The organism is Kibdelosporangium phytohabitans, assembly GCF_001302585.1.
GTDB lineage: Bacteria > Actinomycetota > Actinomycetes > Mycobacteriales > Pseudonocardiaceae > Kibdelosporangium > Kibdelosporangium phytohabitans.
Genome location: NZ_CP012752.1, coordinates 10161123 through 10185914 on the forward strand (window position 1 = coordinate 10161123; position 24792 = coordinate 10185914).

Genomic DNA, 24792 nt, shown 5'->3' on the forward strand with positions numbered 1-24792 from the left:
GCAAACGTGCACCATCTTCTGCGTGACAGCCGTCAACAAGGTCGTCTTCCGGACCCCGCCGACCGCCCACCTCGGTGCGCTGCTGCTCGCCATCGCCGCGACACCGTTCGCATTCGCCGCACCGGGTTTCTTCGGGATCTACGTGGTGCCGATCGCGATGGTCCTGTGGGTCGTGCGGCACCGCACGACAGCCGACACCGACGGCGTCACCGCACGCGACATGTTCACCAGCCGGAGCCTGAAGTGGGACGAGCTGGCGTCGCTGAAACTCGACGGCGGCAAGGTGTCCGCTGTCGGCACCGACGGCACTGCGACCCGGTTGCCCGGTGTCCGACTGCGACACCTGTCACTTCTCTCCAAGGTCAGCAACGGCCGCATCCCCGACCCAGCTGCCACTCCCGAAGCGCACGGCGACGAGGAAAGTCCGGCCACACCGGACACCCCCGGGGAGTAACGTCTTGGCTGTTCCCCCTTGTTTGAGCTGATTCTGGAGGGGCAATGCCCCAGTTGCGTTCCCGCACGACCACTCACGGCCGCAACGCCGCGGGCGCACGCGCGCTCTGGCGTGCGACCGGAATGACGGATTCCGACTTCGGCAAGCCGATCGTGGCGATCGCCAACTCCTACACGCAGTTCGTGCCCGGTCACGTCCACCTCCGCGACCTCGGTGACATCGTCGCCGAAGCCGTGCGCGAGGCCGGTGGTGTGGCACGCGAGTTCCACACCATCGCGGTGGACGACGGGATCGCGATGGGCCACGGCGGGATGCTGTACTCCCTGCCGTCGCGCGAGATCATCGCGGACTCGGTCGAGTACATGGTGAACGCCCACCAGGCCGACGCGCTCGTCTGCATCTCCAACTGCGACAAGATCACCCCCGGCATGCTGAACGCCGCGATGCGGCTCAACATCCCGGTGGTGTTCGTGTCCGGCGGGCCGATGGAGGCGGGCAAGGCCGTGGTCGTCGGCGGTGTCGCGCAGGCGCCGACCGACCTGATCACCGCGATCGCCGCGTCGGCGAACCCGTCCGTCGACGACGACGGCCTGTCCATTGTGGAGCGCTCGGCCTGCCCGACGTGCGGCTCGTGCTCCGGGATGTTCACGGCGAACTCGATGAACTGCCTGACCGAGGCGCTCGGCCTCGCCCTGCCGGGCAACGGGTCCACGCTGGCCACGCACGCTGCCCGCCGCGACCTGTTCTCCCGTGCCGGGACGGCGGTCGTCGAGCTGTGCAAGCGCTGGTACGGCGAGGACGACGAGAGCGTGCTGCCGCGCTCGATCGCGTCCCGCAAGGCGTTCGAGAACGCGATGGCGCTGGACATGGCGATGGGTGGCTCGACCAACACGGTGCTGCACATCCTGGCCGCCGCGCAGGAAGGCGAGATCGACTTCACGCTGGCCGACATCGACGCGATCAGCCGCCGCGTGCCGTGCCTGTCGAAGGTCTCGCCGAACTCCGACTACCACATGGAGGACGTGCACCGGGCAGGCGGAATCCCGGCGATCCTGGGCGAGCTCGACCGCGCCGGGCTGCTCAACCGGGACGTCCACTCGGTGCACAGCCCCGGCCTGGAGCAGTGGCTGTCCGAATGGGACATCCGGTCCGGTCAGGCGTCCGACGCGGCGATCGAGCTCTTCCACGCCGCCCCCGGCGGTGTGCGCACCACCGAGGCGTTCTCCACGACCAACCGCTGGTCGTCCTTGGACACCGACGCGGCCGGCGGCTGCATCCGTGACAAGGAGCACGCGTACACCGCGGACGGCGGACTGGCTGTGCTGCGCGGCAACCTGGCCGAGAACGGCGCCGTCATCAAGTCCGCCGGGATCGACCCGTCGCTGTTCCGCTTCCAGGGCCCCGCCCGGGTGGTCGAGAGCCAGGAACAGGCCGTTTCGGTAATCCTCGGCAAGCAGATCCAGCCGGGTGACGTCCTCGTCGTGCGCTACGAGGGCCCGGCAGGCGGTCCGGGGATGCAGGAGATGTTGCACCCCACGGCGTTCCTCAAGGGCGCGGGCCTCGGCCAGAAGTGCGCGCTGATCACCGACGGCCGGTTCTCCGGCGGTTCGTCGGGCCTGTCGGTCGGGCACATCTCCCCCGAGGCCGCGGGCGCCGGAACCATCGGCCTCGTGCAGGACGGCGACGAGATCCTCATCGACGTCACCACCCGCACCCTGGAACTGCTTGTGCCGGACGAGGTGCTGGCCGAGCGGCGGGCCAAGATGGATTCGAGCGAACGGCCGTGGCAGCCGGTCGACCGGGAGCGGACGGTCACGACTGCGCTGCGTGCCTACGCGCACCTGACCACCGACGCGTCCACCGGCGCGGTCCGGCGCGTTCCATAACTCGAACGACTCCAGAAACCGTTGTGCCGACACGACTCTCTCGTGTCGGCCCAGCGGTGTTTGTCAGGCCTTCACGTCATTTTCGTGCGGCTACTCTGTGTTGCACTCTGAGGCATCGGCGCGCCCTGTCACCAGATCGCACAGAAATGTGTCCCATGACGAAACCCGTTGCCGCTCCAGATATCCGTCCCGTGTTCGGCAGGACTTCGGTGGACCTCGGGCTCCACAGAGGATTCCTGCGCGCGTTCGCCGCGTTCTACCGCGACCCGGTCGCGCGGCTGACGCTGGTCATCACGTCGCTGTTGCTGTGCTACGCCGGTGGCGCGGCGATGTTCTACGTGCACGGCATCCACTTCAACGAAGGCGGACCGGCCATCAGCCCGTACCTGCACTGGTTCATCGACTCGACCGTGGGGTTCATCGGCCTCACACCGGCGATCGCCGTACTGCTGCCGCTGACGACCCGATTCGTCGCGGGCAGACCGGCGTGGGTGTTCCCGGTGCTGCTCGGCGGGCTGTTCACCGTCGTGACGATCCCCGGCCCGCTCGTGCACGATCTGTTTGTCGCGCGGGGAACCCCGCTCGCGAACCTGATCACGCACCACTTCGGCGACCCGTCGATGGTCATGCCGCCGCCGACCCCGTACAGCGACCTGGCCAAGATGACGCACCAGGTCATCGGCGGGCTGCCCGCGTACGTCCTGTTGTCCACAGTGGCGTATCTGCTGGTCCGCGCTATCGTCGGCAGGTGGCAAAGGTCCTCGTAACCCGTGAAATGGTCGATGAAGCCGTGCGCGCGCTGACAGGCCGGTGTGAGCTCGATCTCTACACCGGCCCGCCGGAGGCCATCCCCCGCGACGAGTTCCTCGAGCGGGCGGCGGGCAAGGACGGTCTGCTGACGATGTTGTCCGAACGGGTGGACGCCGAGTTGCTCGACGCGGCCGGACCGCAGCTGAGGGTCGTGGCCAACCACGGCGTCGGCTACGACAACATCGACGTCGCGGAATGCACGAAGCGTGGCGTGCTCGTGGCGAACACGCCCGACGTGCTGACCGAGGCGACAGCAGACCTGGCGTGGGCGTTGATCCTGGCCAGCGTGCGCAGGATCGCCGAAGGAGACCGGTTCCTGCGGACGGGAAAACCGTGGATCTGGGGTCCGCGGATGATGCTGGGCCAGGAGCTCCACGGCCGGACGCTGGGAATCGTGGGCTACGGCCGGATCGGGCGAGCGACCGCGAGACGTGCCGAGGGGTTCGGGATGCGGGTGATCCACACCGCCAGGGCCGGCTCGGCGGACAGCGTGCCGTTCGGCACGCTGGTCGCCGAGTCGGACGTGATCTCGATCCACGCGCCGCTCACGCCGGAAACCCGGCACCTGTTCGACGCGGACGTGTTCCGGCGGATGAAACCGACCGCCGTGCTGGTGAACACCGCGCGTGGACCGCTGGTCGACGAAGCCGCGCTGGCGGAGGCCTTGCGGGCAGGCGAGATCTTCGCGGCCGGGCTCGACGTCTTCGAACGCGAACCGGAAGTGGAGAAAGCGCTGCTGGCACTGGACACCGTGACGATCGTGCCGCACCTGGGCAGCGCGACCGCCCAGACCCGGGCGGCGATGGGGCTGTTCGCCGTCGAGAACGTGCTCGACGGCGTCGCCGGACACCGCCCCCGGGCCCTGGTCAACCCGGAGGTTCTTACCTGAAGACCACGAGCGTGACCACGGACAGGCCCGCGGCCACGATCAGCATGAACAGGCCGAGCGGGACCGGGCGGCGGCCCCACGGGGTCGGCCGATCCAGCGAGATCCGGCCGGGACCGGTGAACAGCAGCACGAACGCGACCGTGCCGAGGGCGACGTCCCATTCGAAGCCCTTGGGCGGGCCGAAGAACCCGCCACCCCACTTCAGGTAGACCACGTTGGCCATCACCCCGAGCACGGCGGCCGCGCCGATCGGGGTGAACAGGCCGATCACCAGCAGCACGCCGCCGACCAGCTCGGACACGCCGGTCACCCAGGCGAGCAGCGTCGGCTGCGTGAAGCCGAAGCTGCCGAGGTACTGCGCGAACCCGTCGATGCCGGGACCGCCGAACAGGCCGAACAGCTTCTGCAGCGCGTGCGCGACGAACGTCCCGCCGAGCACGAGGCGCAGCACCAGCAGACCGAAATCGAGGCCGCCGTGCCACGCGTACACGGGTTTGGCGCGTTCCTGCGGCTCGTCCGGTCTGGACAGCACACTCGTCGTGGACGAGCTCGCGAAACCGGCCTCGTCGTCGTCATACCGGCCGTAATCCTCGTCCGCGGGCTCGGCCATACGGTGTGCGCCGCCCGTGGAATACACCCCTGGGTAGCCGCCCGCTGAAGTCGAGCGGTCATCGTCGGTACTCACGGCCGGTAGGCTATTGGATTAGGCGGCCAAACGCTCTACAAAGTTCTTGTTAATACTCTCCGCGCACGAGATTCGACGGTTTCTCCCCGGCGGCGAACATCGCGATCTGACTCGCCGCGACGGCATAGGCGCGTTCCATGTTCCTCGTGCATGTCCCCGCGACGTGCGGCGTGAGCAGCAGGCCAGGCGCGGTCCACAGTGGATGATCCGACGGCAGCGGCTCGGGGTCTGTGACGTCGAGCGCGGCCCGCAACCGGCCCTGTCGCAGTTCGGCCAGCAGGTCGTCGGTGACCACGACCGGACCGCGCGCCGCGTTCACCAGCACGGCCCCGTCCACCATCAGGGACAGGAATTTCGCATCTACCATTCCGACGGTTTGCGGGGTAACGGGCACCATCAGAACCACGGCGTCGTGATCGCCGAGCAGACCGGGAAGTTCGCCGATGCCGCGAACGCCTTCCCGCGCGGTCGTGCCGACCATCGTGACGTGCGCGTCGAACGCTTCCAACCTGCGCTTCAGTTGATTCCCGAGATCACCCGCGCCGATTGTCAGCACGCGTTTACCTTGCAGCGAGTCGGTCTTGTGGAAGTCCCAGCGGCGCTCCCGCTGGGCGGCGTCGAACTCGCGCATCTCGCGGTAGATCGTCAGCAGCGCCGTCATGGCCCACTCGGCCGTGCTGCCGCCGTGCGCGCCGCGGCAGTTGGCGAGCATGATCCCGTCGGGCAGCTGCCCGATCCAGTTCTCCACCCCGGCCGAGAGCAGCTGGACGAGCTTGAGCTTGGGCAGGTGCGGCAGGTAGTCGACCGCGAGCCGGCCCGCCTGCATGCCGGGCACGATCACCTCGGCGTCCGCCGCACCCGGCGGCAACGGCTCACCGAGCTCGAACCGGAGCGGGGTGACGCCGTCCAGCTCCGCCAGCGCGGACATTCCGTGATCATCGGGCACCAGAACAGTGATCGGCACGGAAACAACACTAGGTGCTGTCGAAATGGCGGCTGAGGCTAGGGCACACTCTTCCCCGATGCACGAACACGACGTGACCTCCCCTGACGGGACGAGGATTCGCGCATGGCGCACGGACAACGCGGGGCCGAACGTGCTGTTGTGCCCGGGGCTGGGCACGACGCCGGAAGCCTGGCCGGCGTTGCTGCTGCCGAACGCGGGCGTCCGGGTGTTGTCCTGGTATCACCGCGGCACCCTGGGGTCGCAACGCCCGGCGGATGAGAGCCGGATCGAACTGGCCGACCACGTCGCCGACGCGCTGGCCGTGCTCGACGCGGCCGGGGTGCGGCGCTGCGTGGTGGTGGGCTGGTCAGTGGGTGTGATGGTGGCGGCGGAGCTGGCACGCAGACACCCCGACCGCGTCTCCGGCCTGATGTTCGCCGCCGGTGTGCCGGGTGACCTGTTCGGGGCCATGTTCGGCCTGTTCGGCATCCCAGCCGTGCTCCGCCGCGCCGTCGCGCTCACCGGCACGCACGCGTTGCGCGCGATGTCGCCACTGGTGGACGCGGTGGTGCACCGGCTCCCGGTGAACACGTTCACGGCGACACTGATCCAGCACAGCGGCCTCATGCTGCCGGGAGCGGACACGCAGACGGTCGTGCGCACGTTGAAGCGGTTCGCCCAGCACGACTGGCGGTGGTACTTCACGCTGGCGCTGGCGATCAGCTCGGTACCCGCGCGGGAACTGCACGGGCTGACCTGCCCGGTCACGGTGTTGTCCGGGCAGTACGACGTGCTCGCGGCGCCCGACCGGATGGCGAAACCCGTGGCGATGCTGCCGCAGGCACGCGTCCGCGTGGTCCCGACAAGCCATTTCCTGCCGCTGGAAGCGCCGGAGGTCGTGGTCGAGGAGCTGCGTCTGCTGTTGCGCCGCACAGCGGCGGTGGAACGGGCCATGCAGCTGGCACGGCCGCCCAGCCGCGAGCCGATCGACGCGTTGATCCCGCCCGCGCTTACCTACGGTTCACGGCTTCGTACCTAGCCTGGGTGACGTGTCACGTTCCGGATGGCGGCTCGCCGCGTGTTGCGTCGCCGCAGGCCTCGCGCTCAGCGGCTGCGTGTCGTTCGCCGAACAACCCCCGCCCGCGAAGTGGACCACCCAGCCGCAGCTGGCGCCGGAAACCGGCCCCGGCCAGGGCGGCGGGCCATCCCGCAACGGCGGCGGAGGGGGCGGTGGGCCAGGTGGGCCGCAGGGCCAGATCCCGCCGCCGGAAGGCTGCAAGGACTTCAACCCGGCGGTGATCGGCACGTGCATGGACACGATCGACGCCGTGGCACCGTTCCCCAACAGCGACCCGCCCGCGGGGCTCGTGGGTGAACGCAAGTCCGGCCGCGTGATGCAGGTCCAGCGAGGCAGCAACCCGAACGCCGTGATCACGCTCCCGGTGGACGGGACGACGGACGGCGGTCTGCTGGGTCTCGCGCTGTCGCAGAGCTACACCGAAGACCAGTTGGTCTACGCGTACATCACCACACCGACCGACAACCGGGTGGTGCGGTTCACCGCCGGTGACTCGCCGAAGCCGGTGCTGATCGGCATCCCCCGAGGACCGTCCGGCAACCACGGCGCACTGATGCGCGACCGCTCAGGAAGCCTGCTGGTGGCGACCGGGAACGCGGGCAACCCGGCGCTGGCGGCCGACCCGAAGTCGCTGGCAGGGAAGCTGCTGCGGATAGACACGGCAGGCAAACCCGCGAAGGGCAACCCGGACCCGAGCACAGCCGTGATCGCCAGCGGCTTCCACGCCCCCGGCGGGATCTGCGTCGGCGTGGACAGCCGCCCATGGGTGACGGACCGCACACCGCAGCAGGACGCGATCCACCGCGTCGACCCAGGAAAACCCCTGGGCAACCCAGCATGGCGGTGGACGGAGAAGCCGGGCGTGGCGGGCTGCGTGGTCACGCCGTCGTTGCTGATGGTGGCGACGTCGGTGGCGGGCAACATGCAGAACCTGCCGTTGAACCCGGACGGTGTGATCACCGCGAAGCCGACCGTGTCCATGGCGGAGAAGGAAGGCTTTGGACGGCTCGGCGCAATGGCCGTGCTGAACCCAAGCGTGGCGCTCGTGGGAACGGTGAACAAGTCCGGCGGAACCCCGATCTCCAGCGACGACCGCGCCGTGCTGATCGCGATCCAGCCATCAAACGCCAACGGCGGAGGCAAGGACTAGGCAAGGCCCTGGTGGCCAGGGCCAACCAGCACACACCGCAGAAATTTGCCTCGAGCAGCGAGCGCGCAGCGCAAGAACCAACCCACAACGGCAAGCGCGCGCAGCACAGAACCAGCCGAGCAACTGGAGCGGTAGCCAACCGCGACCGGCGGGCGCGCAAGCGCGGATGAGGGCTTCGTGGGTGCTCCTGCCCGTCGGCCTGGGCGAAGCCCAAACCACACGTGTCCAGAGGTCCGCCCACGCAAAGCAACGCACAGCGAAAGCCAAACGGACCTCTTGACGCGTGTGGTTGCCTCCGGCAGGCCGTCGGGCAGGAGCACCCACGCCACTGAGAACAGAGGATCCAGAGCACAAGACAGGAAGAACACCAACAAGGCTCCTGCCCAGAGGTCAGCCCCGGCGAGGGAAAGCTTGTTCCATGCAAGAAACACCGAGCAAGGAAACTGAGCAAAGATACCTATGCCGGAAGCATAAAAACGAGGAAGGTGAGCATGGGCCGGAAACCAGGCCAAGGACGAGAGCGGATGCTCATCAGCGCAATCACGCTCATGCGGGAGTACGGCGTGGCCGGAGCGAGTCTCGACGCGGTGCTGGCGCACAGCCAGACGCCCCGCGGCTCGATGTACCACTACTTCCCCGGAGGCCGCAACGAGATGATCATCGACGCGACCCGAACCGCCGGCGACTCCATCACATCCGTCATCGACCAGACGGACCAAACGGACCACAGGGACCGCGCCAGGCATTCACCAAATTCGTCGAACTGTGGAAACAAGTGCTCGAGGACAGCGACTTCCGCGCGGGATGCCCCATTCTCGCCGTCGCTGTGGACGGTGGCCGTGACCTACCCGGCGCCATGGACCTCACACGCGAGATTTTCACCGCGTGGCAGGACAGGATCCGCACGAGGCTGACAGCGAACGGCATGGCTGAGGGCCGGGCGCGCCGTCTGGCGACGCTGGCGATCGCCGCCATCGAGGGTGCGGTCGTCCTGTGCCGTGTTCAGCGCAGCACCGAGCCGCTCGATGACGTCGTCGCCGAGATCTCCCCGCTTCTCGCCTGATCGAGGCACACATCCGACGTACCTGTGACCACCAGTAACACAATATTGACCATATCTATGCCATGCGTCATAGTTGCTCTGAAGTACGTGCACGCGGTCCTGGTCGTGGACAACGGCAAACTGGTCGCCGTGGTGCAACGGCCGGACGTCGCCGGCGGGCCGCCGGATCACGTGCCCGCCAGGCAGATTGGCCGTTCGCAGGAGCGCGTCACCAGCGCCCACGCCGACTTGGGCAGCGTGTGGCGGGCGATGCGGGGTCTCCGGTGACGACCCGCAGTGATCGACGACGACGGCGGCGTGCTGCTGGGCCTGTTGTGCTTGCAACGCACGGGCCTGGGATTCTGCTCCGACGCGGGCGTCCGGCCCGTGCTGCCGAGCGCCGGGCGATGGCTAGCCGATCAAGTCCATGCCGACTTCGAGCGCGGCGGCTTTCCTGTCCTCTTCGGACGCGCCGGTCTCCTGGAGGGCGAAGATGCCCATGTGCTGCACCATGACGGCGAGCCGGGCGCGCAACTGGTCGGCCAGTGAGGCGTCCGGGCCGGTCATGAACTCGAAGAACAGCTTGGCTCGTTCGTGGCCCTTCATGCCCGCGGCGAGTTCACGCAGGGCGGGCTGGTTCTCCTGCATCAGGCGCATCAGCTTGAAGTGCCTGCCGGTGTCGGCGACCGCCGCGGAGTAGCGGCGCAGCAGCTCCTGCCGGTTGGCCAAGGTCGGCTCCTTGTCCGACATCCAGTCGGCGACCTCCTGGAGCTTGTCCCCGGTCTCCTGCAGGAGGCTGGTGATGATCTCTTCCTTGGTCTTGAAGTGGTAGTACAGCGCCGCCTTCGTCACGCCGAGGCGCTCGGCGATCTCGCGCAGCGACGTCTTGTCGTAGCCCTGCTCGCCGAAGAGCTCGAGGGCGACGTCCTGGATCTTGGCCTTCGTGCCCGACCGTGTGCCCATGCTCACTCCCACGCCTTACTTGACGACCGGCTAGCTTTAGCTTACCGTACGGCTAGCAAGTTGCCTAGCCGGACGGCAAGTAAGCATAGCGGGGACGGGACCATGAGCGCACCAGCGGCAGCCGAAGTCACACCACCGGTCACGACACCACTGACCAAGCGAAAGCAGTACACAGTCTTTGCCGGACTGATGATCGGCATCCTGTTGGCCATGCTCGACAACATGATCGTCGGCACCGCCATGCCGACCATCGTCGGGGACCTCGGTGGCCTCAACCACTTCGCCTGGGTGGTGACGGCGTACACCCTCGCGTCGGCTGTCTCCACGCCGATCTGGGGCAAGCTCAGCGACCTCTACGGCCGCAAGGGCATGTTCATGGCCTCGATCGTGGTGTTCCTGATCGGCTCGGCGCTGGCCGGCACGTCCGGATCGATGACGGAGCTGATCGCGTACCGGGCCGTGCAGGGCCTCGGCGCCGGTGGCCTGATGGTCGGCGCGATGGCGATCATGGCCGAGATGGTGGCGCCGAAGGACCGCGGCAAGACGCAGGGCCTGTTCGCGGCCGTGATGCCGCTCGCCATGGTCGGCGGGCCGCTGCTCGGCGGATTCATCACCGACAACCTGGACTGGCGCTGGTCGTTCTACGTCAACCTGCCGCTGGGCATCCTGGCGCTCCTGGTCGTCGGCGCGTCGTCGCTGCACCTGCCCAAGCGCACGGGCAAGGCCGTGATCGACTACTGGGGCGCGGCGCTGCTGACCGTGGGCATCGGTTCGCTGGTGCTGCTGGCGACCTGGGGTGGCACGGAGTACGCGTGGGGTTCGTGGCAGATCATCGGCCTCGGCGTGCTGACGGTCGTGGCGCTCACGGCGTTCGTCTGGGTGGAGCGCCGGGTCCCGGAACCGCTCCTGCCGCTGCGGCTGTTCAAGATCCGCAACTTCACGCTCGCGTCGGCGCTTGCCTTCATGTCCGGCTTCGCGATGTTCGGCGCGGTCAGCTTCCTGCCGCAGTACCAGCAGATCGTGCAGGGTGCGTCGGCGACGAACAGCGGGCTGTTGCTGCTGCCGCTGATGGCCGGGATGCTCGTGTTCTCCACCGTGACCGGCCAGCTGACCAGCCGCACGGGCCACTACCGCACGTTCCCGATCGTCGGCATGGCGGGGATGGCGGTCGGCACGCTGCTGCTGACCCAGCTGGACACGACCACCAGCTCGTTCACGTCGAGCCTGTTCCTCGTGGTGATGGGCGCGGGCCTCGGCCTGCTGATGGGGACGACGAACCTGATCGCCCAGAACAGCGTGGACATGCGTGAGCTCGGTGTGGCGACCAGCACTGCGACGTTCGCCCGCAGCATGGGCGGCTCGCTCGGGGTCGCGGTGCTCGGCTCGATCTTCACCGGCCGGATCACCGACAGCATGACCTCGGCACTCGGCTCGGCGGGCTCGCAGATCACCAGTTCCGGTGGCCAGCTCAGCCCGAAGATGATCGAGGCGCTGCCCGCGCCGGTGCGGGACGCCTACACCGGCGGCATGGTCTCGGGCATCCAGTCGGTGTTCCTGTGGGCCACGGCGTTCCTCGTGATCGGGTTCGTCGCCTCGTGGTTCATCAAGTCCGAGCCGCTGCGCGGCGCCACCGTCGCGTCGTCCGACGGCAAGCCTGTCGCCAAGCCGGTTCCGGTCCTGGCCGACTGACCGGGACAGTGCGAGTGCGGGCCACCTGTCGGGGGGTGGCCCGCACAACCATGTCTACAGGTACACCCTCACCCTGGTGGGACTACATGCTGGACAACCGATTGTTGAATTCTTGAACCGGTAAAAGTACACTCAAGCACGTGGACGCTAAGCGGTACAAGCAGGGAGATCCACTCCTTACCGAGCAGGAGCTGCTCACCCTCGGCGCGAAGGGGCAACTCCTGCAGCGCGAGGCCGGGCACGTCTTCTTCCGCGAAGGCGAGGAGACCGACGCCGTGCTGCTGATCAAGAAGGGGCACCTGCGGGTGCTCGTCGGCAAGCCGTCGCGGATCGTCGCCATCCGCAGGAGCGGTGAACTCGTCGGCGAGATGGGCGCCATCCGGGGCAAGCCCCGCTCGGCGACAGTCGTCGCCCACGACGACGTGGTCGTCCTGCACATCCCCGCCCAGCACTTCCTGGACGTCCTCTACGAGAACCCGCGCACCCTGCACGCACTGCTCGTGGAGTCCGAGGAACGCACGGAGCAGGCCACGCGCAAGATCGTGGACTCCGACCTCGCGGCCGAACGGCGCCTGGCCAAGGCGCTGCTCGAACTGGTCGAGGACGGGGTCGCCGACCGCGTCGACGGCGTGCTGACCGCCCGGTTCGCCCAGGCGGACCTCGCCTCGCTGACCGGCATGTCGCTCGAGTCGGTCAAGAAGGTCACCAAGTTGTTCCGCGACAACGCCATCGTCGACACCGGCCGCGGCCAGGTGCGCATCCTGGACACCGCGACGCTCGAAGAAGTCGCCGCGGGCAACAGAACGACCTCCCGGTGATCGGCCGTGTCGCCCGGCGTCTCCCACTGGACCATCGTCCTCGCTACCGCCATCTTCAGCGTCGCGGCGATCGCGAAGGCGTGGATCTCGCTGCGCAGGACCAAGCTGCTCGAGAACGGGCGCAACAACCGGTTCCACGCCGCCATCGCCAACGCCGACCCCGGACAGCGCCCCGCGATCATCGGTGCGCTCAACGGTGAGAAGCCCGACGAAGAAGAACCGGACAGCGACGACAGTCCTGCCGACACCAGCGAGAGGCGGTCGATCCCCGGATGGCTCCAGCACTTGTGGCGGTACCTGTGGCCACCGAAGGGTGGGCCATGAACGGTCCGACCCCTGAGGAAAAACGGATCGACGGCAACGAACTCCTCGTCGAACTGCGCCGGATGGGCCTCGATCCGGATCACTTCGTCGTCTTCGGAAGTGCCCCACTGCTCGTGCACGGACTGCGCGAGACGGTCAGCGACCTCGACGTGGTCGCCAGGGACTGGGTGTGGGACTACGTGTCGGAACACGGTGAGCAGGGTGAGGGAACTCGCAGCAAGGACAGGATCTGGTTGTTCCACGGCGGCCGGATCCAGTTCTCGAGGAACTGGATCCGGTTCGACGAAGACGAGGAACACAGCGCGAAGCTCGAGTGGAACACCGACGACCTGATCGACAGCGCCGAACCTGTCGGCGGCCTCCGGTTCGCCAGAGTCGAGGACGTCCTGGCCTACAAGCAACGGCTGCTGCGCCCCAAGGACCAGATCGACATCGACAACCTCAGGGAGTACATCGCGAACCGCGACTCATGAGAATGCCCCGCGTGACACGCGGGGGCATCCGTTTACCATGCCTGTCAGGCGTTGGCGCGTTCCAGGATCAGTTCACGCACGCGCTTGGCGTCCGCCTGTCCCTTGGTCGCCTTCATCACCGCGCCGACGATCGCACCGGCCGCGGCGACCTTGCCGCTGCGGATCTTCTCCAGCACGTCCGGCTGACCGGCCAGTGCCTGGTCGACCGCCACGATCAGCGCCGAGTCGTCCGACACGACCTTCAGGCCGCGCTTGTCCACCACCTCGGCAGGCTCGCCCTCACCGGCCAGCACGCCCTCGACCACGGAACGGGCCAGCTTGTTGGTCAGCGTCCCCGCGGTGACGAGCTTGATCACCTCGGCCACCTGCGCCGGGGTGATCGGCAGGTCCGCCAGTTCCACGCCGCGGCTGTTGGCTTCCTGCGCCAGGTGGCTGACCCACCACGCGCGGGCTTCCGCAGGCGAGGCCCCGGCGTCCACTGTGGCCGCGATGACGTCGACCGCACCCACGTTGAGCAGGTCGCGCAGTTCCGGGTCCGTCAGGTTCCACTCCGCCTGGATCCGCTTGCGGCGGGCCGACGGCATCTCCGGCAGCGTCTCGCGCAGCTGCTCCACCCACTCGCGGGACGGCGCCATCGGGACCAGGTCGGGCTCCGGGAAGTACCGGTAGTCCTCAGAGGTCTCCTTGGCACGACCCGACGAGGTCGACCCGGTCGACTCGTCGAAGTGGCGGGTCTCCTGGCGGATCGAACCACCCGAGGCCAGCACCGCGGCCTGGCGCGTCATCTCGAACCGCACCGCCCGCTCGACCGAACGCAGCGAGTTGACGTTCTTCGTCTCCGTGCGGGTGCCGAACTCCGCCGCGTCCTTGGCCATCAGGGACACGTTGGCGTCACAGCGAAGCGAGCCCTGGTCCATCCGGACGTCGGACACGTCCAAGGCGCGCAACAGGTCCCGCAGGGCCGTCACGTACGCGCGCGCGACTTCCGGTGCGCGGGCGCCGGTCCCGGTGATCGGCTTCGTCACGATCTCGATCAGCGGCACGCCCGCGCGGTTGTAGTCCAGCAGCGAGTGCTCCGCGCCGTGGATCCGGCCAGTCGCGCCACCCACGTGCAGCGACTTGCCAGTGTCCTCCTCCATGTGCGCGCGCTCGACGTCCACGCGCACAACGGTTCCGTCCTCCAGTTCGACGTCGAGCCAGCCGTTGAAGGCGATCGGCTCGTCGTACTGCGAGGTCTGGAAGTTCTTCGGCATGTCCGGGTAGAAATAGTTCTTGCGCGCGAACCGGCACCACTCCGCGATCTCGCAGTTGAGCGCGAGACCGATCCGGATCGCCGACTCGACGCCGCGCGCGTTCACCACGGGCAGCGCACCCGGCAGGCCGAGGCAGGTCGGGCAGACCTGGGTGTTGGGTTGCGCGCCGAAGGCGACCGGGCAGCCGCAGAACATCTTCGTACTCGTCGACAGCTCGACGTGGACCTCGAGACCGAGCACCGGGTCGTAGCGCTCGATGACCTCGTCGTAGTCCATCAGCTCCGCAGCAGCGGTCACTTCAGCTCGTCCTTACGTATCGAACGGATCGTCAGCGCGACACCGGTGATCGCGACGAGGATGCTGGCCGAAGCGTTGACGAGCAACAGCTTGTCCTTGTCCTTGCGCGCGTTGCGGAAGCCCTGCACCGCACTCACCGCGCCGAAGACGGAACCGACAAGGCCGATCAGGCCGCGTGCCTTCTTCATCGTGCCACCTCCAGTTCGGGAACCCGGCTGATCAGCGGGCCACCGTCGGCTTCGTTGCGTGCCACCTCGTACGCCGCCGCCACCCGGTACATCCGGGTCTCCTGCAGGGCGGGCGCCATGATCTGCAGCCCGACCGGCAACCCGTCGATGCCCGAGAGCCTGCTCGGCACGCTCATCGCAGGGTGCCCAGCCAGGCTCGCCGGAATCGTGCACAGGTCGGCGAGGTACATCGCCATCGGGTTGTCGGTGCGCTCACCGAGCCGGAACGCCGTGGTCGGTGTGGTCGGCGAGACCAGCACGTCCACCTTCTCGTATGCCGCCTCGAAGTCCCGCTTGATCAGCGTCCGGACCTTCTGCGCGGAGCCGTAGTAGGCGTCGTAGTAGCCCGACGACAGCGCGTACGTGCCGATCATGATGCGGCGCTTGACCTCGGCACCGAACCCGGTCTCACGGGTGAGCGACATGACCTCCTCGGCACTGCGCTCACCGTTGTCGCCGACGCGGATGCCGTAGCGCATCGCGTCGAAGCGGGCGAGGTTCGACGAGCACTCACTCGGCGCGATCAGGTAGTACGCCGACAGCGCGTACTTGAAGTGCGGGCACGACACCTCGACGATCTCGGCACCCAGCGCACGCAGCTGCTCGACGGCCTCGTTGAAGGAGACCATCACGCCCGGCTCGTAGCCGTCGCCGGAGAACTCCTTGACCACACCGATCTTCACGCCGCTCAGGTCGGCGAGGGAGCCCTCGCGCACCGCCTGCACGACCGGCGGCGCCGGCTCGTTGATGGACGTGGCGTCCAGCTGGTCGTACCCGCCGATGACCTCGTGCAGCAACGCGGCGTCCATGACCGTCCGTGCACACGGACCGGCCTGGTCCAGCGACGACGAGAACGCCACCAGCCCGTACCGCGAGACACCGCCGTAGGTCGGCTTCACACCGACCGTGCCGGTCACCGCGCCGGGCTGGCGGATCGAGCCACCTGTGTCCGTACCGATCGCGAGCGGCGCTTCGAACGCGGCCAGCGCGGCCGAGGAGCCACCGCCGGAGCCACCGGGGATGCGGTCGAGGTCCCACGGGTTGTGCGTGGGACCGTAGGCGGAGTTCTCGGTGGAGGAGCCCATCGCGAACTCGTCCATGTTGGTCTTGCCGAGGATCACGATGCCCGCTTCGAGCATCCGCGTGGTGATCGTCGCGTCGTACGGCGGTTCCCAGCCCTCGAGCATCCTGGACCCGACGGTCGTCGGCGCGCCCCGCATCGTCACGACGTCCTTGAGCGCCAGCGGCACACCGGCCAGCAGCGACGCCGGCTGGTTGCCCGCGGCGACGTCCTCGTCGACGGCGCGGGCCTGCGCGAGCGCGCTGTCGGTGCTCACGTGCAGGAACGCGTGGACGGCCGGGTCGACGTCGGCGATCCGGTCGAGGTGGGCCTGGGCGACCTCGACCGCCGAGACCTCCTTGGCCTGGATCTTGGCGGCCAGCTCGGCGGCGGTCAGCCGGGTGAGTTCACTCACTGCTCTTCTCCCAGGATGCGGGGCACGCGGAACCGCCCGTCCTCAGCGGCGGGGGCGCCGGACAGCGCCTGTTGCTGGGTCAGTCCCGGACGAACGACGTCTTCGCGGTAGACGTTGGTCAGCGGCACGGCGTGCGACGTCGGCGGGACATCCTGGCCTGCGACCTCGGTCACCTGGGCGACCGACTGCAGGATGATGTCGAGCTGGCCTGCGAACTTGTCCAGCTCTTGCTCGGTCACTGCGAGCCGGGCGAGCCGGGCGAGGTGCGCGACCTCGTCGCGGGAGATGGTTGGCACTCCACGAACCCCCGGGGGATTGCGTTTCATCTGGGACCTGGTGAGTCTATGGCGAGGGTTGACGGCGGCCCGAACGGGTTATCCAGCCGTGCGCTGTTTCGTAACGCACACGTCTCGGACGCCTACTCCTTGGGGCACGCGCCCATCTGCGAGAATCGGCGCCCGGCAGCAGATGCGGACGGCAAGGTTCCGCGTACGACGCAGGAGGCGTTCGCCTTGTCCTTCCTGATCCGGGTGCAGCTCCCGGACAGCCCGGGAACACTGGGCGCGGTCGCGTCCGCGCTCGGCGGGATCGGTGCCGACATCCTCAGCGTCGACGTGGTCGAACGTGGTGCCGGTGTGGCCGTCGACGACCTGGTGGTCGAGCTGCCGTCCGGCAGGCTGCCGGACATGCTGATCACCGCGGCCGAGTCGATCGAGGGCGTGGAAGTGGACGCCGTCCGGCCCTACGCGGGAGTGCTCGACACGCACCGCGAGCTGGAGCTGGTCGAAGAGGTCGCGGCCGAGCCGAAGGACGGCCTGATCACGTTCACCGACGGCGTGCCGAAGATCATCCGGGCCGGGTGGGCCGTGGTGATCCAGCACGACGCGAGCGGCACGCAGCCGCTGGCGGCGAGCCCGGCGGCACCGGAGATCCTCACCATCGACCTGCCGTTCATGCCGCTCGCCAAGGCCACCGTGCTGGACGGCGAGGACGACTGGGTCCCGGAAACGTGGCGTGAGCTGGGCACCGAGCTGGCGGCGACGCCGTTGGGCAAGCCGGACCGGGTGCTACTGGTCGGCCGTCCGGGCGGCCCGATGTTCCGTGCCGCCGAGGTGGCCCGGCTGGCGCACCTCGCCGGGATCGTCGCCGTCGTGCTTGACGGTTAGAGCGGCCCAGTAGAGCAGCAGGACCAGGAAGTACAGCGACTGGCCGATCCGGTCGACCGCGCTGTCGCCCTGCCAGTAGAACCCCCACTCCACGCCGATCTGGGGCATCGTGAGCAGCAACGTGGCCGTAGCGAACCGGCGGCGCCGCAACACGACGATCACACCGGGGAAACACAGCACCAGGTAGTTGTGCCAGGCGACCGGGGAGAACAGCAGTGTCGCGGCGGTCACGGCCCACAGCGCCATGTCCGGATCGTGCCGGACCCGGCGGAGTGTGAAGATCAGCGCCGCGGCGCCGAGCACGAACCCGATCCACGCGGGCCCGCCGAGCCGCGACACCAGGCTCGGCAGGGAAGCGTTGTCGAGGAACGTGCTGAGGTGTTCCGCCCGGAGCACCTCCCACCAGCGCACAGTGTCCTTCGGGCCCGCGACGAGCAGGCCGGCGAGGGTGGCACTGACCCCGGCGGCCACAGCGGCCCGCAGTGTGCTCCACTGCCGCAGGACGACCGGCAGCAGCAGGATCGGTGCCAGCGTCGGTTTGATCGCGATCACCAGGCCGAACGCGATCCCGGCCCAGATCGGTTTCCCCCGCCGCTGTGTCAGCCACGCCACAGCGAGACCGATGGCCAGCACGCCGTACACCTGGCCGAGCGCGAACGTGCCCAGCAACGGTGACGACACGATCACCGCGGCTGCCGTCACCCACCACATCCAGTAGGGAGCACGGAGTTCCCACGCCACAAGCAACACGGCGAGCAGCACGAGAAACACGGTGATCACGCCGAACAACCGGTACGCGGTAAGCACGTCCAGCGGCGCGACGGGCGTGAGCAGGACAGTCCAGAACGGCGGGTTGAGGTTGACCACGGACGCGCCCGTGTCGTAGATCGACTGGCCGTTCACCAACGCGACGACTGACCGGTGGAACGTGTCGAAGTCGGGGTGCCAGCTCATGTCGGCGGCGAGGACGCGGTCGATGTTCGAGCTGCCGTAGGTAACCAGCAGCCACAGGGTGACACCCGCCGCTGCCACCGCGCCCAGCAAAGCCCCGACACGCCCCACCACAACGGGCAGGCTACCGGCACGGTGCCGCGGCACAGCCGCTCTCCCCTGTTTCCCCACATCGATGGCGATTTCCCGTCATTCTCCCAGGTGACGGGGCCTTCCACCCAGGTGTTCCTGGACACCGGCCCGGCTGGCGTTCCCGCGCGCAGGTGATCCACTGGCCGGACGGGTTCGGCGCCCGACTCGTCGGCCGCGGGTGTGCACGTGATCCGCGCGGCCGTGGCCGGTGATCTCTCATCGGCTTCGTAGTAGAGGTCTCAGTCGTCGCCTTCCCAGCCCTGCCGGTCGACTCTCCTGGTGGTCACCGAGTACCGGTCACGACCCGCGGTGTGCTTGACGACCATCACGTGTCCCCAGTCCAGCTGCGACGGCTCCCTTCTGCCACCGGTCAACCGGCTCGGCACCTCGTAGACGAGTGCCGTGCGCGGCAGACCGGCGAACGGGTGGTCGTATCCCGCTGCCAACGGGTACGCAGGCCCGCGCCCGCCCGGGAAACCAGCGTTGATCACGAGATCCGGCGACACGGCCATCCCGTGCGCCGCGGGCGCGAAGTTCCGCACGCACGGCAGGTACAGCGACATCGCCGGGTGCAGCCACACGTCCTCGTAGTCAGCCAGGAACTGCCGCATCGGCACCGCCTTGAGCAGCCGGGGACCAGTCGTGCCGATCCAGCCACCCTCGTCGGCCGTGTCGTCCACCGCTTTCACACGGACCACGTCGGCATCCGGCGGAACGTCCGCCCTCGGCACCCAGAGCGCCCGCCAGCCGGGGTTGTTCTGCACCGGCGGCACGGATTTCGTCGGTGAGCCGTAGTCGGAGAACCGCAGCGCCTTGTCGAGCGCGCTGTCGTCCAGGACACGTTCGCCGACCGGCCGCACGCCGGACGGCCCGGACTGGCCGAACTCCAGCGCCAGCCGGTTCCCGTCGCCGGTCCGCCCGGCGGCACTCACCGCGACCTGCTGGCCGGGCTGGGCGGCAGGGAGCGCGAACCACTGGGTGGTCAGCTTCCCGGTCGACGCCATTCCCGCGGCCACGCTGCCCCACACGTGCTTGGAGACTTCCTTGTCCGGCAGCAGCGGCGGGGCGCTCACCCAGGCGGACTGCGCGGCGAACCCCGTTGACTGCACGGTTCCGCTGTGCGGCTTGAGGACCCCGCCCGGCACGTCCGGGTACATCTCGACCTTGTCGGCGAGGCCGCAACTCCGGCCGGTCAGGTGCGCGATGTTCTGCAGGCCGATCGAATAGCCGCCCACCGACGCCTGGCGGATCGGCGCGACGACGAACGAGACGAGCAGCATGCCCACGGACGCCGTCAACGCGGCCGTCACGACCACGCCGGGCGCGGCGACGAGCACACCGCCCGCGCTGATCCTGGTCCTGGCACGGAAAATCCAGACCACCGCGCTCACGACGGCGACGAGCACGAGCCACGTGATCGGGTTGTTCAACGGCCGGACCGGGCCGGTCTGCCACGGCACGCCGTACTGCGACCACAGGACCCACGTGTTCATGCCGGAGAACGACATCGCCGCGGCCACAACCGTGAACACCAGCCCGGTCAGCCCGGCGGCACGCGCTCTGCGGTCATCACCCCACCGCCGCGCCGCCTGCGCGGTCGCCACCACCGCCACCGCGATGAACAGCGAGCCGAACCCGGCCAGCGCACCGAAGTGATGCGACCACTTGGACGGCGTCAACGCCAGTGCGAGCAGACCGCCGACCATCAGGGCCGCCGCCAGCGGCAACTCTTTCAAGCCCGGCAATGCCCGCACACCACGAGCCAGCAGCAACCCGGCGACCGGCAGCAGCACGAGCGCCAACAGGACCGGCACCCGGCGGGCCACTGTTCCGCTGTAGTCGTTCAAGGAGAGCAGGTAGTTGTAGCGGACGGTGTCCTGGAACCAGCCGTAGTTCGGCATGGAGCCCGAGTTGTGCTGCTCGGCCGCCTTGCTGAAGCCGTGCCAGGACTGCGTGAGGAACGTGATCACGACGACCGACGACGCGAGCGCGCCCAGGGACGTGAGTCTGGCGACCACACGCCCGTAGTGCGCGGTACGCCAACCGCGTCCATCGGCCAGGACGCGCCACACGCGAGATGCCAGGACAACCCAGACCACCGCGGCCAGCAGTGCACCGGTTGGCGTGACCGCTGCCGTGAGTCCGGTGACCAGCGCGGCCAGCCCGAGCCTGACGGTGCTCGGCTTGGTTTCGTTCGTACCGCGCAGCACGAGCGCGAGCACAGCCGTGGTGCCGAACGCGGCGAACGGTTCGAACCGCAGGGTCTGGCCGTACGGCATCCACCACGCCAGCAGCGCCACCGCGGTGATCACGAGAACCGGCCACCTCTTCGCGTGCCGCGGCAGCACCGACGGGAGGACGGACCTGGTCAGCATGAGCCAGGTCCCCGTCGCCAGCAGCACGAAAGGCAAGCGGACGACCGGGAAGTCCAGCGACATCCGCAGCACCGGCCAGAGCAACCACTGGGAGAGGGTGAACATCTCCGAGGTGTTCTGCTGGCTGTAGTAGTTGTCGATGTTCCCGGAGAACTCGCTGTTGCGGATGGTCATCGCGCTGTAGCTGTCGTCCCAGGTGGCCGGTCCGAGCACCGCCCAGCCCAGCAGGGCGACGAGCAGCCCGGCATCCACGATCCGCCGCGGCCACCGCGGTCCCTCGCCGGTTTCCCGCTGGCGTGGCGCGCGACGGGAACGTCCGAGGCCCCACAACACCAAGACGGCGAGAACAACCCACGCGCCGACGGCCACGAGTTTCACCGTGCTCGGCGCCGTCTCGGAGTAGATCCGGGCCCGGACGCGCACTTCGAGCCCACGAGCGGATTCCGCGGGCACGTCGGTGATGAACCCGTGCACCTCGGCGACCAGTTCGCCGTCCACTCCGCGCACCGCGTCGCCGATCCGCGCGGTGGCACCGCTGTCGGTGACATCGACCTGGACGTCACATCCGGCGGCGATCGGGGCGTCGAGCACCTTCGCACTGCCGACGGACACGGTCACCACGTTGTTCTCGACCGCGACCTGCACGCCGATTCCCGTGCCCGCGGGATCCGTCCCGACGACCGTCCTGCGCTGCGGCCCGGCAGCGGCCCGAACGACCGGGCACGGCACCGTGACGTGGACCTCGGCCGGCCGGTACGGGGAGAACAGCGCGGTGGTGGAGACCGGCGCCTGCCCGTGTTCCGGCCAGGTGACCACGGTCTCGTTGGTCCGGACCGGCGAGAACGGGACCGCGGCGGCGACGAGGATCCCCAGCAGCGAAACGCACAGCAGCACGATCCAGCCACGCGACGACCTCAGCCTCGGCGCGTCCTGGCGAAGCACGGTCGGATCACTGGCCACAGCCGGCCTCCGGCCGCTGACGGAACACCAACCGGCGGTAGAGCACGTAATTCCACACCATTCCGGCCGCGATGCCAGTTCCTTTGGCGACGACAAGCGGGGCAGACGCCAGCAACGCGATCACCCCGGCCTGCACGACCCACAGGCCGGTCAGGGTCACGGCGAAGAACAACACGGCCTGACGACGAACGTCCGTGCCCGCGGTGCGGAAGGTGTACGTCCGGTTCAACGCGAAACTCAGCAGCATCCCAGCGCTCGTCGAGATCAGGTTGGCCACCACGAGCGGCACGCCGAGCGCGGCGATGGCGAGGAACACGCAGGCGTCCAGCAGCGTGTTGGCGGCACCGACGAGTCCGAACCGGACTCCGGTCGAGTCGATCGGCCTCACCCGCACGCCCGCACCGGTTCGCTGGTCTCCCGTGCCCTGCCGGCTGTCCGCACGGACGCGACGCTGTACAACGGTCTGCCCTGCACCTGTGTGTACGTCCGGCCGATGTAGCTGCCCAGCACCCCCAGCATGATCATCTGGATGCCGCCGAGGAAGAACATCACGATCGTCATGAACGCCCAGCCGGGCACGGCGGTCTCCGGCGCGAACAGCTTCACCCCGGCCACGTAGAGCGTGCCCGCGAAGCTCAGCGAGGAGATCAGGTACCCCAGCCTGCTGATCATCTTCAGCGGTACGACCGAGAACCCGAGGATGCCGTCCGCCGCGAACCGCAGCATCTTGCGCAGCGGGTACCCGGTGACGCCCGCGTTGCGCCTGTCCCGGTCGAACTGCACCGCCGTCTGCCGGAACCCGATGTGGGAGACGAGCCCGCGCAGGAACCGGTCCCGCTCACGGTACTTGCGCAGTTCGTTGACGACTTTGCGGTCGAGCAGACGGAAGTCGCCTGTGTTGCGCGGGATGTCCACGGAGGCAAGGCGGTTCAGCGTCCGGTAGAAGGCGTTCGCGGTCGCCCTCTTGAACACCGTGTCCTTCCTGGAGCGCCGCTGGGCGTAGACGACGTCGAAACCCTCCTCCCACTTGGCGATCAGCTCCAGCGCCACCCGGGGAGGGTCCTGCATGTCGCTGTCCATGATGATCACGGCGTCCGCGTCGGCCGTGTCGAGGCCCGCCGTGACCGCCATCTGGTGGCCGAAGTTGCGTGAGAGCTCGACCACGGTGACGCGGGAGTCCTTGTCCGCCAACGCCGTGAGCAGCTCCAACGACGCGTCGCGACTGCCGTCGTCGACGTAGACGAAGCTGAACTCGTATCGACCGGACAGCGGGGCGACGACCTCGTCCACTGTGCGGTGGAGCAGGTCGATGTTGCCTTCCTCGTTGTATATCGGGAAGACGAACGCGACCCGTCTCGGTGGGTGCATGACGAGAAGTCCCCTTTGCGCGAACCCGGGCAGTCGCCGTGAACGAAACTGGCAGCCCGCCGCATCGCGACGGGCTGCCAGTGATTACCCCCGGAGGGGCGCAAAAGGTTGCCATGGGCCCCGAAGAACATCGATGTTTCGGAAGTTTCCCAGGTTTGCTTGAACCGCTGGGTCAGCGCGGGTATTTTGCGAGCTCGCGCCGAGCCAGCGAGCGCTTGTGCACCTCGTCAGGGCCGTCCGCCAGGCGCAGCGTGCGGGCGTGCGCCCACAGCCCTGCCAACGGGGTGTCCTGGCTGACGCCACCGGCGCCGTGTGCCTGGATCGCCTTGTCCAGGATCCACTCGACCTGGATCGGGGTGGCGATCTTGATGGACTGGATCTCGGTGTGCGCGCCCTGGTTGCCGACCGTGTCCATCAGCCACGCCGTCTTCAGCACGAGCAGGCGCAGCTGCTCCACCCGGACACGGGACTCGGCGATCCAGTCCTGCACGACGCCCTGTTGCGCGATCGGCTTGCCGAAGGCCGTGCGGGACACCGCCCGCTTGCACATCAGCTCGATGGCGCGTTCGGCCATCCCGATCAGGCGCATGCAGTGGTGGATCCGGCCGGGCCCGAGACGGGCCTGCGCGACGGCGAAACCGCCGCCTTCCTCGCCGATCAGGTTCTCCGCCGGCACGCGCACGTCGTCGAACTCGATCTCCGCGTGGCCACCGTGGTCGCCGTCGGTGTACCCGAAGACGTGCATGCCGCGTTTGATGGTCATCCCCGGCGTGTCACGCGGGACGAGGATCATGCTCTGCTGGCGGTGCGGTTCGCCGTCCGGATCGGTCTTGCCCATCACGATGAAGATCCGGCAGTGCGGGTTCATCGCACCGGAGATGAACCACTTCTTGCCGTTGATCACGTAGTCGCCGCCGTCCCGCTCGATCCGGGTGGCGATGTTGCGCGCGTCCGACGAGGCCACGTCCGGCTCGGTCATCGCGAACGCCGAACGGATCTCGCCTTCCAGCAACGGGGTGAGCCACTGCTTGCGCTGCTGCTCGCTGCCGAACATGGACAGCACTTCCATGTTCCCGGTGTCCGGCGCCGCGCAGTTGATCGCGGTCGGCGCCAGGTGCGGGCTGCGGCCGGTGATCTCCGCGAGCGGCGCGTACTGCAGGTTCGTCAGGCCGGCGCCGTGCTCGCCGGGCAGGAAGAAGTTCCACAGTCCGCGCTTGCGGGCCTCCGCCTTGAGCTCAGCCACCACCGGCGGCGGGCTCCACGGGTCCCCCTCGGCCAGTTGCTGTTCGAACACCGGCTCGGCCGGGTAGACGAACTCGTCCATGAACGCGTTCAGCTGCCCGCGGAGTTCCTCGGTGCGGTCGTCGTAGCCGAAGTGCAT

25 protein-coding genes are annotated in these 24792 nt (G+C 68.4%); 13 read left to right on the top strand and 12 right to left on the bottom strand.

All coding sequences use genetic code 11. The features are described 5' to 3' along the window. Positions 1-22: 22 nt before the first annotated feature. From AOZ06_RS45350 to AOZ06_RS45365, 4 genes are all read left to right on the top strand, one after another. The gene (locus AOZ06_RS45350; RefSeq protein WP_054295022.1) at positions 23-454 is read left to right on the top strand and encodes a PH domain-containing protein; all 432 of its coding nucleotides are present in this window, start codon (positions 23-25) and stop codon (positions 452-454) included. Between the two features lie 44 nt (positions 455-498). Then, entirely contained in the window at positions 499-2340 is a 1842-nt protein-coding gene (gene ilvD, locus AOZ06_RS45355; protein ID WP_054295023.1) for a dihydroxy-acid dehydratase, read from the top strand. A 155-nt stretch (positions 2341-2495) separates the two neighbouring features. Continuing rightward, positions 2496-3107: a hypothetical protein gene (locus tag AOZ06_RS45360; protein ID WP_157233598.1), complete on the top strand. Its 612-nt coding sequence runs from the start codon at positions 2496-2498 to the stop codon at positions 3105-3107. Beyond that, positions 3089-4039: a 2-hydroxyacid dehydrogenase gene (locus AOZ06_RS45365; RefSeq protein ID WP_054295025.1), complete on the top strand. Its 951-nt coding sequence runs from the start codon at positions 3089-3091 to the stop codon at positions 4037-4039. Before AOZ06_RS45360 ends, AOZ06_RS45365 begins: the two co-directional genes overlap by 19 nt. Here AOZ06_RS45365 and AOZ06_RS45370 read toward each other — a convergent pair. Next, positions 4032-4724, bottom strand: a complete 693-nt coding sequence (locus tag AOZ06_RS45370) for a DoxX family protein (RefSeq protein WP_236951944.1) — start codon at positions 4722-4724, stop codon at positions 4032-4034. The genes AOZ06_RS45365 and AOZ06_RS45370 overlap by 8 nt on opposite strands. A gap of 49 nt (positions 4725-4773) precedes the next feature. Further along, positions 4774-5688, bottom strand: coding sequence for a 2-hydroxyacid dehydrogenase (locus AOZ06_RS45375; protein ID WP_054295027.1), 915 nt, complete (start codon positions 5686-5688; stop codon positions 4774-4776). A 58-nt stretch (positions 5689-5746) separates the two neighbouring features. Between AOZ06_RS45375 and AOZ06_RS45380 the strand changes: the two genes are divergently transcribed. The 4 genes from AOZ06_RS45380 (at position 5747) to AOZ06_RS45395 (ending at position 9228) form a co-directional block, all read left to right on the top strand. Continuing rightward, a complete protein-coding gene (locus tag AOZ06_RS45380; RefSeq protein WP_063810228.1) occupies positions 5747-6709 on the top strand; it encodes an alpha/beta fold hydrolase in 963 nt (320 codons plus the stop codon). 10 nt (positions 6710-6719) lie between these two features. Beyond that, positions 6720-7898, top strand: coding sequence for a PQQ-dependent sugar dehydrogenase (locus AOZ06_RS45385; protein WP_054295028.1), 1179 nt, complete (start codon positions 6720-6722; stop codon positions 7896-7898). Positions 7899-8673: 775 nt separating this feature from the next. Continuing rightward, positions 8674-8961 (top strand): LmrA/YxaF family transcription factor, encoded by a 288-nt coding sequence (locus AOZ06_RS60930; RefSeq protein ID WP_236951945.1) that lies wholly within the window; start codon positions 8674-8676, stop codon positions 8959-8961. An 87-nt stretch (positions 8962-9048) separates the two neighbouring features. Further along, a complete protein-coding gene (locus AOZ06_RS45395; RefSeq protein WP_054295029.1) occupies positions 9049-9228 on the top strand; it encodes a hypothetical protein in 180 nt (59 codons plus the stop codon). Between the two features lie 123 nt (positions 9229-9351). Here AOZ06_RS45395 and AOZ06_RS45400 read toward each other — a convergent pair whose 3' ends face one another. Then, on the bottom strand, positions 9352-9903 hold the full coding sequence (locus AOZ06_RS45400; RefSeq protein WP_054295030.1) for a TetR/AcrR family transcriptional regulator: 552 nt from the start codon (positions 9901-9903) through the stop codon (positions 9352-9354). A 102-nt stretch (positions 9904-10005) separates the two neighbouring features. On the opposite strand from AOZ06_RS45400, the gene AOZ06_RS45405 reads away from it, so the two are divergent. The 4 genes from AOZ06_RS45405 to AOZ06_RS45420 all read left to right on the top strand — a co-directional run bounded on the left by AOZ06_RS45405 (position 10006) and on the right by AOZ06_RS45420 (position 13207). After that, positions 10006-11592 carry an MDR family MFS transporter gene (locus AOZ06_RS45405; protein WP_083472365.1) on the top strand — a complete coding sequence of 529 codons (1587 nt, stop codon included), beginning with the start codon at positions 10006-10008 and terminating at the stop codon, positions 11590-11592. Positions 11593-11732: 140 nt separating this feature from the next. Then, positions 11733-12410 (top strand): Crp/Fnr family transcriptional regulator, encoded by a 678-nt coding sequence (locus AOZ06_RS45410; RefSeq protein WP_054295031.1) that lies wholly within the window; start codon positions 11733-11735, stop codon positions 12408-12410. Positions 12411-12416: 6 nt separating this feature from the next. Beyond that, complete coding sequence (locus AOZ06_RS45415) at positions 12417-12734, top strand: hypothetical protein (protein ID WP_054295032.1); 318 nt, start codon at positions 12417-12419, stop codon at positions 12732-12734. Next, a complete protein-coding gene (locus AOZ06_RS45420; RefSeq protein WP_157233599.1) occupies positions 12731-13207 on the top strand; it encodes a hypothetical protein in 477 nt (158 codons plus the stop codon). The genes AOZ06_RS45415 and AOZ06_RS45420 overlap by 4 nt, the downstream gene beginning before the upstream one ends. Before the next feature lie 44 nt (positions 13208-13251). On the opposite strand, the gene gatB is transcribed toward AOZ06_RS45420, so the two are convergent. Genes gatB through gatC form a run of 4 tightly spaced genes read right to left on the bottom strand, consistent with a single transcriptional unit; the run spans position 13252 to position 16755 of the window. Next, positions 13252-14757 (bottom strand): Asp-tRNA(Asn)/Glu-tRNA(Gln) amidotransferase subunit GatB, encoded by a 1506-nt coding sequence (gene gatB, locus AOZ06_RS45425; RefSeq protein ID WP_054295034.1) that lies wholly within the window; start codon positions 14755-14757, stop codon positions 13252-13254. Beyond that, positions 14754-14945: a hypothetical protein gene (locus AOZ06_RS45430; RefSeq protein WP_054295035.1), complete on the bottom strand. Its 192-nt coding sequence runs from the start codon at positions 14943-14945 to the stop codon at positions 14754-14756. Before AOZ06_RS45430 ends, gatB begins: the two co-directional genes overlap by 4 nt. Further along, a complete protein-coding gene (gene gatA / locus AOZ06_RS45435; RefSeq protein ID WP_054295036.1) occupies positions 14942-16459 on the bottom strand; it encodes an Asp-tRNA(Asn)/Glu-tRNA(Gln) amidotransferase subunit GatA in 1518 nt (505 codons plus the stop codon). The genes AOZ06_RS45430 and gatA overlap by 4 nt, the downstream gene beginning before the upstream one ends. Then, positions 16456-16755, bottom strand: coding sequence for an Asp-tRNA(Asn)/Glu-tRNA(Gln) amidotransferase subunit GatC (gene gatC / locus AOZ06_RS45440; protein WP_054295037.1), 300 nt, complete (start codon positions 16753-16755; stop codon positions 16456-16458). Before gatC ends, gatA begins: the two co-directional genes overlap by 4 nt. 216 nt (positions 16756-16971) lie before the next feature. Between gatC and AOZ06_RS45445 the strand changes: the two genes are divergently transcribed. Continuing rightward, positions 16972-17625, top strand: coding sequence for an ACT domain-containing protein (locus tag AOZ06_RS45445; RefSeq protein WP_054295038.1), 654 nt, complete (start codon positions 16972-16974; stop codon positions 17623-17625). Here AOZ06_RS45445 and AOZ06_RS45450 read toward each other — a convergent pair. The 5 genes from AOZ06_RS45450 to AOZ06_RS45470 all read right to left on the bottom strand — a co-directional run bounded on the left by AOZ06_RS45450 (position 17527) and on the right by AOZ06_RS45470 (position 24792). Further along, positions 17527-18690, bottom strand: a complete 1164-nt coding sequence (locus tag AOZ06_RS45450; protein WP_157233600.1) for a glycosyltransferase family 87 protein — start codon at positions 18688-18690, stop codon at positions 17527-17529. The two genes, AOZ06_RS45445 and AOZ06_RS45450, sit on opposite strands and share 99 nt — an antisense overlap. A 257-nt stretch (positions 18691-18947) precedes the next feature. Then, positions 18948-22043 (bottom strand): arabinosyltransferase domain-containing protein, encoded by a 3096-nt coding sequence (locus AOZ06_RS45455; RefSeq protein WP_054295040.1) that lies wholly within the window; start codon positions 22041-22043, stop codon positions 18948-18950. Continuing rightward, on the bottom strand, positions 22033-22437 hold the full coding sequence (locus AOZ06_RS45460) for a GtrA family protein (RefSeq protein WP_236951946.1): 405 nt from the start codon (positions 22435-22437) through the stop codon (positions 22033-22035). Before AOZ06_RS45460 ends, AOZ06_RS45455 begins: the two co-directional genes overlap by 11 nt. Continuing rightward, a complete protein-coding gene (locus AOZ06_RS45465) occupies positions 22428-23411 on the bottom strand; it encodes a glycosyltransferase family 2 protein (RefSeq protein ID WP_054295041.1) in 984 nt (327 codons plus the stop codon). Before AOZ06_RS45465 ends, AOZ06_RS45460 begins: the two co-directional genes overlap by 10 nt. Positions 23412-23583: 172 nt before the next feature. Then, the gene (locus tag AOZ06_RS45470) at positions 23584-24792 is read right to left on the bottom strand and encodes an acyl-CoA dehydrogenase family protein (protein WP_054295042.1); all 1209 of its coding nucleotides are present in this window, start codon (positions 24790-24792) and stop codon (positions 23584-23586) included.

Bases quoted from the DNA above. Each gene is read 5' to 3' on its own strand.
- AOZ06_RS45405 (WP_083472365.1), top strand. From the start codon at position 10,006: ATGAGCGCACCAGCGGCAGCCGAAGTCACACCACCGGTCACGACACCA.
- AOZ06_RS45400 (WP_054295030.1), bottom strand. From the start codon at position 9,903: ATGGGCACACGGTCGGGCACGAAGGCCAAGATCCAGGACGTCGCCCTC.
- ilvD (WP_054295023.1), top strand. From the start codon at position 499: ATGCCCCAGTTGCGTTCCCGCACGACCACTCACGGCCGCAACGCCGCG.
- AOZ06_RS45430 (WP_054295035.1), bottom strand. From the start codon at position 14,945: ATGAAGAAGGCACGCGGCCTGATCGGCCTTGTCGGTTCCGTCTTCGGC.
- AOZ06_RS45420 (WP_157233599.1), top strand. From the start codon at position 12,731: ATGAACGGTCCGACCCCTGAGGAAAAACGGATCGACGGCAACGAACTC.
- AOZ06_RS45465 (WP_054295041.1), bottom strand. From the start codon at position 23,411: ATGCACCCACCGAGACGGGTCGCGTTCGTCTTCCCGATATACAACGAG.
- AOZ06_RS45360 (WP_157233598.1), top strand. From the start codon at position 2,496: ATGACGAAACCCGTTGCCGCTCCAGATATCCGTCCCGTGTTCGGCAGG.
- AOZ06_RS45470 (WP_054295042.1), bottom strand. From the start codon at position 24,792: ATGCACTTCGGCTACGACGACCGCACCGAGGAACTCCGCGGGCAGCTG.
- AOZ06_RS45380 (WP_063810228.1), top strand. From the start codon at position 5,747: ATGCACGAACACGACGTGACCTCCCCTGACGGGACGAGGATTCGCGCA.